At 58.7% G+C, this 16,507-nt stretch carries 16 protein-coding genes and 1 other RNA gene; 9 read left to right on the top strand and 8 right to left on the bottom strand.

Annotated features, from left to right (window positions below; genetic code table 11):
• Positions 1-8 precede the first annotated feature (8 nt).
• The 4 genes from ACP7BO_RS14015 to ACP7BO_RS14030 all read right to left on the bottom strand — a co-directional run bounded on the left by ACP7BO_RS14015 (position 9) and on the right by ACP7BO_RS14030 (position 5,452).
• A complete protein-coding gene (locus tag ACP7BO_RS14015) occupies positions 9-1,127 on the bottom strand; it encodes an ABC transporter permease (RefSeq protein WP_060696225.1) in 1,119 nt (372 codons plus the stop codon).
• A complete protein-coding gene (gene rbbA / locus ACP7BO_RS14020; protein ID WP_426211000.1) occupies positions 1,127-3,859 on the bottom strand; it encodes a ribosome-associated ATPase/putative transporter RbbA in 2,733 nt (910 codons plus the stop codon). The genes ACP7BO_RS14015 and rbbA overlap by 1 nt, the downstream gene beginning before the upstream one ends.
• A complete protein-coding gene (locus ACP7BO_RS14025) occupies positions 3,856-4,821 on the bottom strand; it encodes an HlyD family secretion protein (RefSeq protein WP_060696223.1) in 966 nt (321 codons plus the stop codon). The genes rbbA and ACP7BO_RS14025 overlap by 4 nt, the downstream gene beginning before the upstream one ends.
• A gap of 181 nt (positions 4,822-5,002) precedes the next feature.
• On the bottom strand, positions 5,003-5,452 hold the full coding sequence (locus tag ACP7BO_RS14030) for an EVE domain-containing protein (RefSeq protein ID WP_397455220.1): 450 nt from the start codon (positions 5,450-5,452) through the stop codon (positions 5,003-5,005).
• 196 nt (positions 5,453-5,648) lie between these two features.
• On the opposite strand from ACP7BO_RS14030, the gene ACP7BO_RS14035 reads away from it, so the two are divergent.
• On the top strand, positions 5,649-5,798 hold the full coding sequence (locus ACP7BO_RS14035; RefSeq protein ID WP_125863057.1) for a hypothetical protein: 150 nt from the start codon (positions 5,649-5,651) through the stop codon (positions 5,796-5,798).
• Between the two features lie 40 nt (positions 5,799-5,838).
• Here ACP7BO_RS14035 and ACP7BO_RS14040 read toward each other — a convergent pair whose 3' ends face one another.
• The 4 genes from ACP7BO_RS14040 to ACP7BO_RS14055 all read right to left on the bottom strand — a co-directional run bounded on the left by ACP7BO_RS14040 (position 5,839) and on the right by ACP7BO_RS14055 (position 7,254).
• Positions 5,839-6,438, bottom strand: a complete 600-nt coding sequence (locus ACP7BO_RS14040; RefSeq protein ID WP_426211003.1) for a 5-formyltetrahydrofolate cyclo-ligase — start codon at positions 6,436-6,438, stop codon at positions 5,839-5,841.
• Positions 6,439-6,521: 83 nt separating this feature from the next.
• A non-coding RNA gene (gene ssrS / locus ACP7BO_RS14045) (6S RNA) lies at positions 6,522-6,699 on the bottom strand.
• A gap of 31 nt (positions 6,700-6,730) precedes the next feature.
• Complete coding sequence (locus ACP7BO_RS14050) at positions 6,731-7,048, bottom strand: cell division protein ZapA (protein ID WP_397455217.1); 318 nt, start codon at positions 7,046-7,048, stop codon at positions 6,731-6,733.
• The gene (locus ACP7BO_RS14055) at positions 7,045-7,254 is read right to left on the bottom strand and encodes a TIGR02449 family protein (RefSeq protein WP_060696220.1); all 210 of its coding nucleotides are present in this window, start codon (positions 7,252-7,254) and stop codon (positions 7,045-7,047) included. The genes ACP7BO_RS14050 and ACP7BO_RS14055 overlap by 4 nt, the downstream gene beginning before the upstream one ends.
• Positions 7,255-7,388: 134 nt before the next feature.
• On the opposite strand from ACP7BO_RS14055, the gene ACP7BO_RS14060 reads away from it, so the two are divergent.
• The 8 genes from ACP7BO_RS14060 (at position 7,389) to gcvH (ending at position 16,418) form a co-directional block, all read left to right on the top strand.
• Positions 7,389-7,946 (top strand): YecA family protein, encoded by a 558-nt coding sequence (locus ACP7BO_RS14060; protein ID WP_060696219.1) that lies wholly within the window; start codon positions 7,389-7,391, stop codon positions 7,944-7,946.
• Between the two features lie 29 nt (positions 7,947-7,975).
• The gene (pepP, locus tag ACP7BO_RS14065; protein ID WP_426211006.1) at positions 7,976-9,310 is read left to right on the top strand and encodes a Xaa-Pro aminopeptidase; all 1,335 of its coding nucleotides are present in this window, start codon (positions 7,976-7,978) and stop codon (positions 9,308-9,310) included.
• On the top strand, positions 9,307-10,494 hold the full coding sequence (gene ubiH, locus ACP7BO_RS14070) for a 2-octaprenyl-6-methoxyphenyl hydroxylase (RefSeq protein ID WP_426211008.1): 1,188 nt from the start codon (positions 9,307-9,309) through the stop codon (positions 10,492-10,494). Before pepP ends, ubiH begins: the two co-directional genes overlap by 4 nt.
• Positions 10,495-10,580: 86 nt before the next feature.
• Positions 10,581-11,798, top strand: a complete 1,218-nt coding sequence (locus ACP7BO_RS14075; RefSeq protein ID WP_167344893.1) for a 2-octaprenyl-3-methyl-6-methoxy-1,4-benzoquinol hydroxylase — start codon at positions 10,581-10,583, stop codon at positions 11,796-11,798.
• Positions 11,799-11,977: 179 nt separating this feature from the next.
• On the top strand, positions 11,978-12,979 hold the full coding sequence (locus tag ACP7BO_RS14080) for an extracellular solute-binding protein (protein WP_060696215.1): 1,002 nt from the start codon (positions 11,978-11,980) through the stop codon (positions 12,977-12,979).
• Positions 12,980-13,117: 138 nt separating this feature from the next.
• The gene (locus ACP7BO_RS14085; RefSeq protein ID WP_073510410.1) at positions 13,118-14,734 is read left to right on the top strand and encodes an ABC transporter permease; all 1,617 of its coding nucleotides are present in this window, start codon (positions 13,118-13,120) and stop codon (positions 14,732-14,734) included.
• 155 nt (positions 14,735-14,889) lie between these two features.
• The gene (gene gcvT / locus ACP7BO_RS14090) at positions 14,890-15,972 is read left to right on the top strand and encodes a glycine cleavage system aminomethyltransferase GcvT (protein WP_060696214.1); all 1,083 of its coding nucleotides are present in this window, start codon (positions 14,890-14,892) and stop codon (positions 15,970-15,972) included.
• A gap of 62 nt (positions 15,973-16,034) precedes the next feature.
• Positions 16,035-16,418 (top strand): glycine cleavage system protein GcvH, encoded by a 384-nt coding sequence (gene gcvH / locus ACP7BO_RS14095; RefSeq protein WP_060696213.1) that lies wholly within the window; start codon positions 16,035-16,037, stop codon positions 16,416-16,418.
• The last annotated feature ends 89 nt before the right edge of the window (positions 16,419-16,507 follow it).

Consider the following 16,507-nt stretch of genomic DNA (forward strand, 5'->3'; position numbering starts at 1 on the left):
TGGTAAAACTAAGACGCTAGGCTTTTGCGGAACCGTGCCAGCGCAATGGCGAAGAACACCAAGCCAATGGCGGTCAGTGCCAGCAAGTCCGGCCACACCACCTCGACGCCGGCATCACGGAACAATATCGCGGCACTGAGGCTCACGAAGTGGGTCGATGGCGAGCACTGCATCACCCATTGCAGCCACTCGGGCATGCTGTCCAGCGGGGTGCTGCCGCCCGACAGCAGGAGCATCGGGATAATCACCGGGATCGCCAGCAAGCCGAACTGCGGCGTTGAGCGGGCCAGTGTCGCGAGGAAGATGCCCAGTGCGGTACTGGCAAACAGGTAAAGTGCCGTCACGAATAAAAACAGGATCAACGAGCCCGCCAGCGGTACACCCAGCGCCCATTTCACCACCACTTCCAGCGATACCCAGGTGCACAGCACCACCACCAGCATGTTGCTCCAGATTTTTGCGAGCATGATTTCCAGCGCGGTCAGGGGCAGGACCAGCAAGTGGTCGAGGGTGCCGTGTTCACGCTCGCGCAACAGCGCAGTGCCGGTCAGGACAATCGCCAGAATGGTGATGTTATTGACGATCTGGATCACGGCCAGGAACCAGCCGCCCTCCAGATTGGGGTTGAACAACGCGCGGCTGCTGAGCAGCGCCGGCGTATTCGCCGCGGCCGCGGCCTGTCCGGTGTAGTTGAGCAGTTCACGCTGGAAGATCCGGCCGATATACCCCGCGCCCATAAACGCCTGGCTCATGGCCGTGGCATCAACGTTGACCTGCACGCCCGGTTCGCGTCCGGCCAGCAAGTCGGCCTGAAAGTTGGCCGGAATGTTGATCACAAAGGTGTAGCGGCCGCTGTCCATCGACTGGTCCAGCTGGTCGTAAGGCAAGTCTTGCGGCGCCTGGAATTCTGGCGGTAACAGCGACTCGCCCAGTTTGCGCGATAACTGGCTGTGGTCTTCATCGACGATGGCCACGCTGGCGTTATGCACGCCGATGATCGAGCCCGCTGCCGGCATATAAATCGCCACGCTAAAGGCATAGAGCAAAAACAGCAGCAAGACACTGTCGTGCCGCAGGCTGGTGAGTTCTTTAAGACCCAGGCGCAGGATGTGCGAGAGCTTGTGCATCAAACCTCCTGCTTCTTGAGCATGATCAAACTCAGCCCGGTGAACGCGACAAAGAACCCCAGCAGTGCCAGGCATTGCGGCCACAGTTGGCGCAGGTCCAGTGCTTTGGTGAAGGTGCCCACGGCGATATCGAGAAAGTGCCCGGCCGGGAACAGCATGCCCATCAGCGCCGCGGAACCGTCAAGCGAGGAGCGCGGCACGATCAAGCCCGAGAACTGAATGGTCGGCAGGCTGGTGATGATCATGGTGCCCAGGATCGCGGCAATTTGAGTGCGGGTGAATGCGGAAATCAGCAGACCCATGCTGGTGGTGGCCAGTACATACAACAGCCCGCCCAATGCCAGCGTGAGGCCGCTGCCTTTAAACGGTACGCCGAACAGCCAGCGGTTCATCGCCACCAGCAACGCCAGGTTGACCAGGCTTACGGCCAGGTACGGAGCCTGTTTGCCCAGCAGAAACTCCAGCCGGGTCAGCGGCGTGGCGTAAAAGTTGGTGATCGAGCCCAGTTCTTTTTCCCGCACGATACCCAGTGCCGTGAGCATTGCCGGAATAAACGCGAGAATCAGCGCCATCACGCCGGGGCCGATGGCATTCACACTGATCACGTCCTGGTTATAGCGAAACCGGGTTTCCAGCTTGGCAGCCCCCTGCTTGTTTTGCGCCAGGCTGCTCAGTGCGGCCAGTTGCTCAATGTTGGCTGAATGCACTGCGTCAACGTAATTGCGACTGGTTTCGGCCCGGAACGGCATGCCGCCGTCGAGCCACGCGGCAACGGTGGGCTGACGTCCGGCGTAAAGATCACGGCCGAAGCCCGGGGGGATTTCCAGGGCAATTTTGATTTCGGAACGCTGCAGGCGTTTATGCAATTCGTCAGCGCTCTGGATGGGCGCGTGTTCTTCGAAATAGCGCGAACTGCGAAAGGCTTCAAGGTAGGCGCGGCTCTGCGGGCTTTGATCCTGGTCGTACACGGCGAAGGCGAGGTTTTCCACGTCCAGCGAAATGCCGTAGCCAAAAATGACCATCATGAATACTGCACCCAGCAAAGCGAACGCCATGCGCACCTTGTCGCGCAATAACTCTTTTGATTCGCGGCTGGCGACGGCAATCAGCCGGGACAGGCTAAAGCCGGTTTTGCTTGGTGGCGGTGGCGCATTCACGGCAGCCACCGGTGCGGATTGTGCATCGGCTGGGGCGTTGGCGGCCGGATCGTTTTGCGCTTCTTCCAGGCAGGTGACAAATGCCGCTTCCAGGGTGTCGCCGCGAAATTGTTTTTGCAGCGCATCCGGTGTGTCGCAGGCCAGAACCTTGCCCGCGTGCATCAGCGAGATGCGGTCGCAGCGTTGCGCCTCGTTCATAAAGTGGGTGGACAGAAAGATCGTCACCCCCTGCTCGCGCGACAGTTCGATCAGCAGGCGCCAGAAGTCATCACGCGCAGCCGGGTCGACGCCTGAGGTGGGCTCATCGAGGATCAGCACTTCGGGGCGATGCAGGACCGCCACTGCCAGAGACAAACGCTGACGCAGGCCCAGAGGCAGTTCGCCGGATTGCTGGTCGGCAACCTCTGCCAGATCGAAACGCTGGATCAGTTCCTCGATCCGGGCTTGGCTTTGATCCTTGGGCAAGTCGAACAGTTGGGCATGCAATACCAGGTTTTGTCGTACGCTCAACTCGCCATACAGCGAGAAGCTTTGCGACATGAACCCTACGCGCTTGCGGGTGGCCAGGTCTTTGGCGTTGACCGGATTGCCCAGCAGTTTGGCACTGCCTTCGGTGGCTGGCATCAGCCCGGTCAGCACTTTCATGGTGGTGGTTTTGCCGCAGCCGTTAGAGCCCAGAAAGCCGAAAATCTCGCCTCGGCCAATGGCAAAGCTGACCTTGTTGACCGCCGTGAAGTCGCCGAATTTGAGAGTCAGGTCGTGGGCTTCAATGGCGATGTCGCTGTTGTCACTGGTGCGTGGCGGAATCACCAGCGGTTCGTTGTTGTGACCGCTGTCGCCCTGATAGTGGGTAAAGGCTTCATCCAGCTTGCCGGTGGTGGTGACGGCTGCCAGTTCCTGGCTCAATCCGGCGGCAATCAATTTGCCGCGATCCAGCATCAGGCAATGTTCAAACTGCTCTGCCTCTTCCATGTAGGCCGTAGCGACAAGCAATGTGAGTTGTGGGCGTTGACTGCGTACGTCATCCACCAGCTCCCAGAAACGCCGCCGTGACAGCGGGTCGACCCCGGTGGTGGGTTCGTCAAGGATCAGCAAGTCGGGCTCGTGGATCAGCGCGCAACAGAGCCCCAGCTTTTGTTTCATCCCGCCCGAAAGTTTACCTGCGGGCCGTTCGGCAAAGCGCTCCAGATCGGTGGCCTTGAGTAACTGCGCCATACGTTGCTCGCAGTCATCATTGGACAGTCCAAACAGAGTGCCAAAAAAACGGATGTTTTCGCTGATGGACAATTCGGGGTAAAGATTGCCGCCCAGGCCTTGGGGCATAAAGGCAATCAACGGATAAAGAGTGTTGCGATGGCGGCGGTCGTCGATCGGGCCGCCGAGCACCTCAAGTGAGCCTTGCTGAAGTTTTTTGACCCCGGCAATCAGGCCCAGCAAGCTCGATTTGCCCGCACCGTCCGGGCCAATCAGCCCGCAGCGCGTGCCCTTTGGCAGGCTGAAGGCAATGTCGAGCAGCGCTTGTTGCTTGCCGTATCTGTGGCTGATGCCACTGGCATTGATCGCCAGATCGCTCATTGCAGGTTAGCCGGCCAGTCCACGTCGCTGGTCCTTACATAACCGGCTCCCGGCATGCCCGGTTTTGCTTGAGGCACGGCGGCGGGATCGGTCAGGCGCAGCTTGACGCGGAATACCAGTTTTTGCCGCTCGTCACGGGTTTCGACTTCTTTTGGGGTGAACTGGGACTTGGCGGCGACGAAGGAGATTTTTGCCGGCAAGGGCTGATCGGGCAGGGCATCGAGTACTACGCGGGCATCAGCGCCAACCGCCAGCTTGCCGACCACTGAGGCGGGCAAGTACAGGTTCATGTACTGGTCGCTCGGGTCGATCATCATAAATACCCGCCCACCTGAGCCCAGCACTTCGCCGGGCTCGGCCAGGCGCAACTGGATCACGCCATTGATTGGTGCACGCAGGCTGCTGTCTTCAATTTCGCTGGTGAGTTGCGCGACTTGCGCCTGGCTGGAAACGATGGCCGCTTTGGCTGCGGCGACTTGAGCCTGTGCGGCGACTACGGCCGAGTTGCTGGTATTGAATTTTGCCTGTTGCTGATCGAGCAACTGGGCGCTGGCAAAACCACGTTCGGACAGTTGGCGAAAACGTTTGAGTTCCTGGCTGGCCAGCAGCTTTTCGCTTTGGCGCAATTGCACGTTGGCTTCGTTCGCAGCCAGGGCCTCACGGGCGCGCTGCACTTCGGCTTCTGCCTGCGCGCGAGTGGCTTCAAGGGTGCGAGTGTCCATGCGGGCCAGCAATTGGCCTTTGGTCACATGATCACCTTCGTCGACCAGGACCTCGGCCAGGCGGCCCGGAATTTTGGCGGCGATCTGCACTTCTGTGGATTCGAGTCGACCGTTACCCATGCTGATACCTTCAGGGAGCCGGTCGTGCTGGGATTTCCAGTAACCGAATCCGCCTGCAGCGATCAGCAATATCGCCAAAGGAATAACGAAATAATGGGAAATACGATGATTCTTAGACATGCCGACATCCTGTGTCACAGAGCGCTCTAGTTTGAATGTTTCAAGGCCAGGAAGGCTTGATGCCAGTCAAAGGAAGTTGAGAGCCTAGACGCTAAAACAGGATGTTGCCTGAGCAGGGGCGGATTCGATGCAGGGGCCGTGATTAGTCTCGCTGTTGCTGTCACTGGCAAGCCAGCGCCCACTAAAGCAAGCCCATCACTACTGCCCATTGCTCGGCGGTTACGGGCATGACTGAAAGGCGGCTGCCTTTTTGTACCAGCGGCATTTCGGCCAGTGCGCTTTGTTGCTTCAGGTAGTCGAGCTTGATGACCTTGGGGAACGTTTGCACATGGGCCACCTGCAATGCGCTCCACGGGTTTTTCTCGGCATTGGCTTTGGGGTCGAAATAGTGGCTTTCGGGGTCGAGGGCGGTCGGATCGGGATAGGCGGCCTGAACAATTCGGCCAATACCGGCAATGCCTGGCTCGGGGCAACTGGAGTGGTAAAAGAAGAACTCGTCGCCTGCGGCCATGGCCCGCATAAAGTTGCGAGCCTGATAGTTGCGTACGCCGTCCCAGCGCGCTTCGCCAATCTTCTGTAAATCCTTGATCGAGAACTCGTCAGGCTCGGATTTCATCAACCAGTAGGCCATTTTCACTGCTCCTCAAATGTGGCTTGGTCATTTTGTCTGGCAACTTCGCTGTGAACCGACAGTCGGTTGACGCCAGAGTTTGCGTGTCAGTTCGTGTTGCCTCAGAATGCCGGGATTTTAAGCTTGACGCTGCTGCACGGCCTATAACAAAAACCGTTGCTGTCATCGTGTTGATTTGCCTGAAGGGGGGCAATCGATGAAACGCAAACCGGATTTACTGTGGATTTTGGTTATTTTGTTCGGTTTGGGCGTGGTTACAACGGGTTATGCGCAAAGCCTCTGGTCAGCCTCGACTGACGCGCCGATTGAGTTGGCGCAACAACAAGTACAGCCATTTAAACGATAAGTACTGGCAAGGCATCTCTTTGATACAGATGCCTTGGTATTCAGTGGGCGACGTACCACTGCCTGTCCGAGACCGTGCCCTGTAGCGGCACATCCCAACTGGCTTGCGCCAGGCTCTCTACTTTTTGGCACTCATGGGCTAGCCCCAGCAGCGTCGGCTTGCGCCAGTTTTGGCGTCGGGCCAGATAGGCCAGGCTGCGGTCGTAAAAACCGCCGCCCATACCCAGTCGTCCTCCCGTTTTATCAAACCCGACCAACGGCAAAAGCACCAGATCGAGCGCCCAGACCTTGCGTTGGCGGGCGCGGTTGGTTCTGGGTTCTAGAATCCGGAAGCGATTGGGGATCAGTTTTTCGCCGGCCGCAACGCGTTGAAACACCATCTTGGTTCGAGGCCAGGCGCTGAGCACGGGCAGGTAAGTAATCTTGCCCCGGCGTTGTGCTTCACGCAGCAACAGGCGCGGATCGATTTCACCGTCAGTGGGCAGGTACAGCGATATATGTTTGGCGCGGCGGAACAGCGGGTGTTGCGCCAGTTGCCGGTACAGGCCACGGGCGGCCTGGCGTTGCTCGCCTGGCGAAAGTTCGCGGCGGGCTTTGCGCAATAGTCGGCGAAGCTGGGGGCGTGTCGCAGGTTCGGTCATGGCGTTGTTCAAGGTCGAGTTCACCGGACGGTTGGCTCGTGAAAGGCAGTGCCAACTCAGGGCCGGCATTGCGCTAAAAAATCAGGCTCCCCGAAGTACCGCTGTCGGCTTGGCCCTTGAACCCGAAAGTTCAAGGTGGAAGTTGCAGTAGACCTTAAGGCTTTCCGTCTAGCGGACATGCACACCGGCCCAACGTGCAAGCTCCAGGGTAGTGCGAATCGGCTCAGGGACATCGCTAACTGGCGAATACCCCAGGGAGTGGCGCGAGTATACCCCAAAGAAACCTTATGAATCAGCTTTGACGTTCGTTCGGATCAGTGGCGAGCACCAGATCGACGCGTTCCAGCAGGTCACGTACCTGTTCGCGAGTTGAGCCGTTGGGCTGAACTTCGGCGACTTCCTGCTTGTGCAGCAGATCGTGAGTAATATTCAGGGCGGCCATCACGGCGATACGGTCGGCGCCAATGACTTTGCCGCTGCTGCGAATTTCTCGCATCTTGCCATCCAGGTAACGGGCGGCACTCACCAGATTGGTGCGTTCTTCCTGGGGACACATGATCGAATATTCTTTATCGAGGATGTGCACGGTGACGCTACTGCTTGTACTCATGAGTCTTGCTCCAGGGCTTTGAGGCGCGAAATCATCGATTCCACCTTGTGTCGGGCGATTTCGTTTTTTTCAATGAGGTGCGCGCGTTCCTCGCGCCAAGTCTTTTCCTGAGCTACTAAGAGTCCGTTTTGACGGTTAAGTTGCTCGACCCGGTTGATCAGTAACTCGAGTCTGGCCATCAGTGCATGCAGGTCGGTGTCTTCCATTGTGTCCTACTGTGTAATTTCTGATGGATGGTGACCGTCAAACGAGTTGACGCCTCGATGGTCTGGCACGTCTGCCGATGCTAGGATACAAGGCCTCCATTCTAGACATAGCGCCGCTTGGCGCCTAGCTGACCATGCCTATTCAGAATTCCCCGTATCAAGCCTTTGCCACCCTGCTGACCACCAGCGGCCATAATGTTTCGCCTGCAGAACTGCACGGCCTGTTGCTGGGCCGCAGTGCTGCTGGCGCCGGCTTCGACCACGACAGCTGGCTGGCTGACGCGGCCGATCTGCTCGAAGGCGAAATTCAGGACAACGTACGCAATGCCCTGATCGGTTTGCAAGAGATGGTTAAAGGTGAACTGACCGGTGACGACATGACTGTCGTGCTGCTGTTGCCTACCGATGAAGCGCCTCTGACCGAGCGTGCAATAGCGCTGGGTGAGTGGTGCCAGGGTTTCCTCTCCGGTTTCGGTCTTAACTACCGTGACAATGCCTTGAGCACTGAAGGCAAGGAAGTCCTGCAGGATCTGGCCGCCATTTCTCAGGTTCAAGATGCCCTTGATGAGTCCGATGACGGTGAAAGCGACTACATGCAAGTGATGGAATACCTGCGCGTTGCGCCATTGCTCCTGTTCGCCGAAACCAAAAAAGCTGATGAGCCTGCGGCTGCAAAGCCTTCGCTGCACTGATTGATCTTCAAGAGGGAACCCGTCTGCCCATGATCCATATCCCGAAATCGGAATACACACGTCGCCGCAAGGCGCTCATGGCGCAGATGGAGCCCAACAGCATTGCGATTCTTCCTGCTGCGGCAGTGGCAATTCGCAATCGTGATGTCGAGCATGTTTATCGTCAGGAGAGCAATTTCCAGTACCTGAGCGGCTTTCCCGAGCCTCAGGCGGTCATTGTCCTGATCCCGGGCCGGGCCCACGGTGAATACGTACTGTTTTGCCGCGAGCGCAATGCCGAGCGTGAGCTGTGGGATGGCTTGCGTGCCGGGCAAGAAGGCGCTATCCGCAACTTCGGCGCTGACGACGCGTTCCCCATCACTGACATCGACGACATCCTGCCAGGGCTGATTGAAGGCCGTGACCGGGTGTACTCGGCGATGGGCAGCAACCCCGATTTTGATCGCAACCTGATGGAATGGATCAACGCGATCCGCTCCAAGGCGAGCCTCGGCGCTCAGCCGCCAAACGAATTCGTTGCTCTGGATCATCTGCTGCATGACATGCGCCTGTATAAATCGGCGGCAGAAATAAAGGTCATGCGCCACGCGGCGCAAATCTCGGCTCGCGCCCATGTGCGCGCCATGCAGGCCAGTCGCGCCGGTTTGCATGAGTACAGCCTCGAGGCCGAACTGGACTACGAATTTCGTAAAAGCGGGGCAAAAATGCCAGCCTATGGCTCGATCGTCGCTTCAGGCGATAACAGCTGCATCCTGCACTACCAGGAGAATGACGCCCTGCTCAAGGACGGCGACCTGGTATTGATCGATGCCGGGTGCGAGATCGACTGCTACGCCAGTGATATCAGCCGTACGTTTCCGGTCAGCGGCCAGTTTTCGCCTGAACAAAAAGCCATTTACGAGTTGGTGCTGGCAGCCCAGGAAGCCGCTTTTACCCGGATTGCTCCCAACAGACACTGGAATGAAGCCCATGAAGCCACGGTCCAGGTGATCACGGCGGGACTGGTTGAGCTGGGCCTGTTGCAGGGCGACGTAGATGAGCTGATTGCCAGCGAAGCTTACAAACCGTTTTACATGCACCGTGCTGGCCACTGGCTGGGCCTCGATGTGCATGACGTGGGCGAATACAAGGTTGGCGGTGAATGGCGCGTGCTGGAAGTCGGCATGGCGCTGACGGTTGAGCCCGGTATCTATATCAGCCCGAACAACCTGAATGTCGCGAAAAAATGGCGCGGTATCGGGGTACGCATCGAGGACGACGTAGTGGTCACCAAAAACGGCTGTGAAGTCTTGACCGGCGACGTGCCGAAAACCGTCGCTGACATCGAGGTCTTGATGGCGGCAACACGGGTGAGCGCAGCATGAATCGGGTCAGTCTGGCGATTATCGGTGGCGGTCTGGTCGGCGCCAGCCTTGCTTTGGCGTTGCAAGCCGGGGCCAAGGCGCGGGGCTGGAAAATCGTACTGATCGAACCGTTTGCCCCGGGCAACAGTTATCAGCCCAGCTACGACGCCCGCTCCTCGGCGCTTAGTTATGGCGCGCGGCAGATCTACGAGCGCATGGGGCTGTGGCAAGTCATTGCTGAGCGAGCCGAACCGATACGGGACATACATGTGTCAGATCGCGGGCGTTTTTCGACTGCCCGTTTGTCGGCCCGCGAAGAAGGGGTGCCGGCCCTCGGTTACGTGGTCGAAAACAGTTGGCTCGGCCAAAGCCTGTGGAAAAGTCTGGACCCGGACGTGATCAGCTGGCGTTGCCCGGCTGAAGTTATCCATATGCAGCCGCTTGAAGACGGCTACCGCTTGACGCTCAACGATGAAACCACCCTCGATTGCGACCTGGCAGTGCTGGCCGATGGCGGCCGTTCGGGGTTGCGCGAGCAATTAGGCATTCATGTGCGCAAGCGCCCTTACGATCAAAGTGCGCTAATCGCCAACATCACCCCCAGCTTGCCCCATGCCGGAATGGCCTTCGAGCGTTTCACCGATGAAGGCCCGATGGCCTTGCTTCCATTGGCTGATAACCGCTGTGCGCTGGTATGGACCCGGCTGGGGATGGACGCCCGGCGTCTGGCGGCACTCGATGAGCCAAGCTTTCTCAGCGAGTTGCAGGGCGTATTCGGCTACCGGCTGGGCACCCTCAAGCAGGTTGGCGCCCGACACTTGTATCCGCTGACGCTGATTGAAGCCGAGGAGCAGGTACGCCCGCACCTGGCAGTTCTGGGCAACGCGGCCCATAGCCTGCACCCGATTGCCGGTCAGGGTTTCAACCTGTCCCTGCGTGATGCGCAGGCATTGGCTGACGCCTTGTTGGCGAGTGCCAAAAAGCCCGGTGATTTTGCCACGCTGCTGAGTTATCAACAGCGCCAAAAACTCGATCAACAACTGACGATTGGCTTCTCGGACCAGGTAACACGGGTGTTCGGCAGTGACCAGCCGCTGGTCTCGCTGGGGCGTAACCTTGGCCTGCTCGGCCTCGATCTGTTACCGCCGGCCAAACGCTGGTTTGCCCGTCAAGCGATGGGGCTGGGCACCCGCGCAGACAGTTAATGACGGCCGGGGTACACATGTCCCGGGTCGGACCATTTTTTAAAGTGCGGCGTATGCCGCTAGCGAGACAGGCTTAAAGCATGGAAATGCGCGCAGATCTGCTGATTGTCGGGGCCGGAATGGTCGGAAGCGCTTTGGCGCTGGCGCTCAAGGACAGCGGACTAAAAATTCTGCTGCTTGATGGCAGCCCGCTGGCTATCAAACCGTTTAGCCCCGAGGCGCCGTTCGAGCCGCGAGTCAGCGCCTTGTCGGCCGCCAGTCAGCGCATCCTGCAACGCCTTGGGGCATGGGACGGGATTGCCCGGCGCCGTGTCAGCCCTTATTCGCACATGCATGTATGGGATGGCAGCGGCACGGGGCAGATCCACTTCTCGGCGGCCAGCGTACATGCCGAGGTGTTGGGCCATATCGTTGAAAATCGCGTGATCCAGGACGCCTTGCTGGAGTGTCTGCAGGTCACGAATATCGAATTGCTGGCCAATGCACGGCTGGAGCAAATGCGTCGTTCCGGTGACGACTGGCTGCTGACCCTGGCGGATGGTCGCACCCTGCGCGCGCCGCTGGTGGTTGCCGCGGATGGCGCCAACTCGGCCGTGCGCCGACTGACAGGCTGTGAGACGCGCGAGTGGGATTACCAGCATCACGCCATCGTCACCAGCGTGCGTTGCTCGCAACCCCATCAGCAGACCGCCTGGCAGCGCTTTACCGACTATGGTCCGCTGGCATTTTTGCCCCTGCAGCGTGATGGTCAGCAGGATTGGTGCTCAATTGTCTGGTCGACCACACCTGAGCAGGCCAAGCACCTGATGACACTGGATGACAACGACTTTTGCCGCGAACTGGAGTCGGCCTTCGAAGGCCGCCTGGGCAGCGTGGTGAGCGCAGACCCGCGGGTCTGCGTACCGTTGCGTCAACGTCACGCCAAGCGTTATGTGGCCGAAGGCCTGGCGCTGATCGGCGATGCGGCGCACACCATCCACCCGCTTGCCGGGCAGGGCGTGAACCTGGGTTTTCTCGATGCAGCGGTGCTGGCAGATGTGTTGTTGCACGGGGTTGATCGTGGCGACCGGCTGGCGGATGTGCGGGTACTGAGCCGTTTCGAGCGGCGGCGCATGCCGCACAACCTGGCGCTGATGGCGTCGATGGAGGGTTTTGCGCGCCTGTTCCAGGCTGATTCGTTGACTGCCCGCTTGCTGCGTAACACCGGATTGAAATGGGTAAACCAAATGCCCGAAGCCAAAGCGCTCTTTGTGCGCCAGGCGCTGGGCCTGACCGGCGACTTGCCGCCGCTGGCCAAAGCCTGAAATCTGTAGGAGCGAGCTTGCTCGCGAGCTGTGCATTGCAGAGATCGCGAGCAAGCTCGCTCCTACAGGAAGGCGTTTCTTGCAACATCCGGTAACGGCTCTGGGGCGAGTTAGGTTGAGATGGCAAATGTGATTCACTACCATTTACGCCCGATTCGCATTAAGAGAGACCGCCCACCATGTTGGTACCCAAGCGCCTGCTGACTGCACTGGCCCTTACTGTTTTCGGAAGCAGCGTATTTGCTGCCGATGAAGTGGTGGTCTATTCCTCGCGCATCGACGAGTTGATCAAGCCGGTATTTGACGCCTATACCGCCAAGACCGGGGTCAAGATCAAGTTCATTACCGACAAGGAAGCGCCGCTGATGCAGCGCATCAAGGCAGAAGGCCAGAACGCTACTGCTGATCTGCTATTGACCGTGGATGCCGGCAACCTGTGGCAAGCCGAGCAAATGGGCATTCTGCAACCGCTCAAGTCTGACGTGATCGATAAAAATATCCCGCCTCAATACCGTTCCTCTTCCCACGAGTGGACTGGCCTGAGTTTGCGTGCGCGAACCATTGCCTACGCCTCTGACCGGGTCAAACCAGAAGAGTTGTCGACTTACGAAGCCCTGGCAGACAAAGAGTGGGAAGGCCGCCTGTGCCTGCGCACCGCCAAAAAGGTTTATAACCAGTCGCTTACCGCCACCATGATCGAGGTGAATGGTCCGCAAAAAACCGAAGAAATCCTCAAGGGCTGGGTGAATAACCTGTCTACCGATGTGTTCTCGGATGACATTGCAGTGCTGGAAGCAATTAACGCCGGGCAGTGCGACGTCGGCATCGTCAACACTTACTACTATGGCCGCCTGCACAAGCAGAAGCCGGATCTGGCGGTGAAACTGTTCTGGCCTAACCAGGCGGACCGTGGTGTTCACGTCAACCTGTCCGGTATTGGCCTGACCAAATACGCCCCGCATCCTGAAGCCGCCAAGGCGTTGGTGGAGTGGATGACCACGCCTGAAGCTCAGGCGATTTTTGCGGGGACCAACCAGGAATTCCCGGCCAACCCGAATGTTGCTCCTTCAGCCGAAGTGGCCAGCTGGGGTAACTTCAAGGCAGATGAGCTGCCGGTTGAAGTAGCAGGCAAGCGTCAGGCAGAAGCGATTCGCATGATGGATCGTGCCGGCTGGAACTGATAAAAAGCTGAAGTTTTACCTGTGGGAGCGGCTTGTCCGCGATAGCATCACCGCGGTTTCTGCAGGAGACCGCGGCGCATGCATCGCCAGGCCCGCTCCCATATTTGTTTCCGGTACTTCCACTTCCGAGAGTTCTTCGTGGCCCATCCCGCCCAACGTCGCTGGTATCCACTGGTTTTTGTCATTGCCGCTCTGGTGCTGTTGCCACTGAGCGTTTTGCTGCTGTCCTGGCAAAGCATTGATCCACAGATCTGGAGCCACCTGTGGGATACGCAGATGCCGCGCCTGCTGGGCAACACACTCACTCTGATTGTGGGGGTTGGCATCGGCGTGACGCTGCTTGGCGTGAGTCTGGCGTGGTTAACCAGCTTGTGCGAGTTCCCCGGCAGGCGCTGGCTGGACTGGGCGCTGATGCTGCCGTTCGCGATTCCGGCTTATGTGCTGGCATTTGTTTTTGTCGGCCTGCTGGATTTTGCCGGCCCGGTGCAAACCCTGCTGCGCGAATGGTTTGGTATGGGCCTGCGTCTGCCGAGGGTGCGCTCCACCGGCGGCGTAATTATTGTGCTGATTCTGGTGTTCTACCCCTACGTTTACCTGTTGGCGCGCACCGCATTCCTCGCTCAGGGCAAAGGTCTGATGGAAGCAGCCCGGGTGTTGGGTCAAAGCCCGTGGCAGGCGTTCTGGCGTGTGGCATTGCCCATGGCGCGCCCGGCAATCGGGGCGGGAGTGGCCCTGGCACTGATGGAAACCCTGGCCGATTTCGGTGCCGTATCGGTGTTCAACTTCGACACCTTCACCACGGCCATCTACAAAACCTGGTACGGCTTTTTCAGCCTGTCGACCGCTGCGCAACTGGCCAGTTTGCTGCTGCTGGTAGTGATGGTGGTGCTCTATGGCGAACGCCGTGCCCGGGGCGCCAGTCGCGCCAGTAACGAACGGCCCCGGGGCAAGGCCTTGTATCACTTGCGGGGCCCCAAGGCGTGGCTGGCCAGTGGCTGGTGCATGCTGGTGTTCGCCTGCGCGTTTGTGATCCCGATGCTGCAATTGGTGGTGTGGTTCTGGCAGCGCGGGCGCTTTGATCTTGATGAGCGCTATAGCGGCCTGATTTTGCACACCCTGTATCTGGGGGCCATGGCCGCGCTGATCACCGTAAGTGTGGCGCTGGTGCTGGCGTTTGCCCGGCGACAGGCGCCCACAACGGCTATCCGCGCCGGGGTGAGCCTGGCCAACCTCGGTTATGCATTGCCGGGATCGGTACTGGCGGTGTCGATCATGCTGGCTTTCAGCTATCTGGATCGTGAACTGGTGATCCCGGTATCAGGCTGGCTTGGAGGGGCTGGCAAGCCGCTATTGCTGGGCAGCCTGTCGGCTTTGCTGCTGGCGTATCTGGTGCGCTTTATCGCTGTGGCGTACGGCCCTCTGGAAAACAGCCTGGCGCGCATTCGTCCTTCTTTGCCAGAAGCCGCCCGCAGTTTGGGTGTGAGTGGCCCGCGACTGTTTATCAAGGTGTATCTCCCGTTATTGCTCCCGGGCACCCTGAGTGCAGCGCTGCTGGTATTTGTCGATGTGCTCAAAGAAATGCCGGCAACCTTGCTGATGCGCCCGTTTGGGTGGGACACGCTGGCGGTGCGGATTTTTGAGATGACCAGTGAAGGTGAGTGGGCGCGGGCATCGTTGCCTGCACTGACATTGGTGCTGGTCGGCTTATTGCCGGTCATCGGGTTGATTCGTCGCTCGGCCCATCGAATCGGCTAGGTGCCAGTCCCTCCCCATGCGGCTACAATGCGCGGCATTCGGTGCGGTCTGTCTGTCAGGCCAGGTTCTCTGTTAACGCATAAAGCCCTCTTTTAGAGGTCTTGGGCCAACAACAAGCCTGTCCGCACCTTCGCCAAGCCCGGAAGGAGAAACCCATGGGACAGCGTACGCCTCTGTATGACCTGCATCTCGCCCTTGGCGCGAAGATGGTCGATTTTGGCGGTTGGGATATGCCCTTGCATTACGGCTCGCAAGTTGAGGAGCACCATGAGGTGCGCCGTGACTGTGGGGTTTTTGATGTCTCGCATATGACCGTGATTGACGTCACCGGGGATCAGGCCAAGGAATGGCTACAGCATTTGTTGGCAAACGATGTCGAACGTCTGAACACACCCGGCCGTGCTTTATACAGCGCCATGCTCAATGAGAAGGGCGGCGTGGTCGATGACATGATTGTCTACCTGATGCCCGCGGGGTATCGGCTGATCGTCAATGCCGCGACCCGTGACCAGGACCTGGCCTGGATGGCGGCTCAGGCTCAGGGCTATGCCGTTGAGCTGCAGGAGCGCCCCGAGCTGGCGTTGCTGGCCATTCAGGGGCCTCAAGCCCGGCATAAAGTGGCCGAGCTGGTGAGTCAGGCCCGCAGCCAGCTGATTCACCAACTAAAACCCTTCGAAGGGCAGAGCTGTGGTGACTGGTTTATCGCGCGCACAGGCTATACCGGTGAAGATGGCCTGGAAATTCTGCTTCCGGCCGATCAGGCCCCGGCTTTCTTTAACGACCTGGTCGGTGCCGGTATCTCCCCTATTGGTTTGGGCGCTCGCGATACCTTGCGTCTTGAAGCTGGCATGAACCTCTATGGGCAGGATATTCATCTGTCTGTCTCGCCACTTTCAGCCAATATGGCCTGGACCATCGCGTGGGAGCCTGCTTCGCGCAAGTTCATCGGGCGCGAAGCGCTGGAGGCTGAAAAGGCCAACGGAGTGAAGCTAAAGCTTGTGGGTCTGGTGCTCGAAGAGCGCGGTGTATTGCGTGCTCATCAGGTGGTTCGTATCGCTGATGTTGGCGAAGGAGAGATAACCAGTGGTAGTTTCTCTCCCACGCTAAGCAAATCGATCGCTTTGGCTCGAGTTCCGATGGCAACGGCTGACCGTGCCGAGGTTGAGATTCGTGGTAAGTGGTACCCGGTTCGAGTGGTTAAACCAACATTTGTTCGTCTTGGCAAAGCCTTGATCTAACGTTTACTGGCGGACTGACACGGTGTGTAAGCCGCTGAAATTTCTTCTTGAGGACACTGAATATGAGCGATATCCCTGCTGACCTGCGCTTTGCTGAAAGTCACGAGTGGGCCCGTCTGGAAGCTGATGGTACGGTTACCGTAGGTATCAGCGATCACGCTCAGGAAGCCTTGGGGGATGTGGTGTTTGTTGAGTTGGCCGAGGTCGGCAAAGTATTTGCCGCTGGCGATACTGCCGGGGTCGTTGAGTCGGTAAAAGCTGCTTCGGATATCTACTCGCCGGTGTCGGGCGAAGTCATTGCCATTAACGAAGCCTTGGCGGACAGCCCTGAGTCGCTGAACGAGGCACCTTACGCCAGCTGGATCTTCAAGCTCAAGCCAAGCAACACTGCGGAACTGGAAAAACTGCTGGATGCTGCCGGTTACAAAGCCGCAATCGGCGAGTAACCCCAGCCTGTTCCTGTAGGAGCGAGCTTGCTCGCGATCTTTTAGAAGATCAAAAGATCGCGAGGCAAGCCTTGCTCCTGCAGTTGTTC

Origin of the sequence: Pseudomonas sp. TWR2-1-1, from assembly GCF_049897045.1 — a bacterium.
Taxonomy (GTDB): domain Bacteria; phylum Pseudomonadota; class Gammaproteobacteria; order Pseudomonadales; family Pseudomonadaceae; genus Aquipseudomonas; species Aquipseudomonas versuta.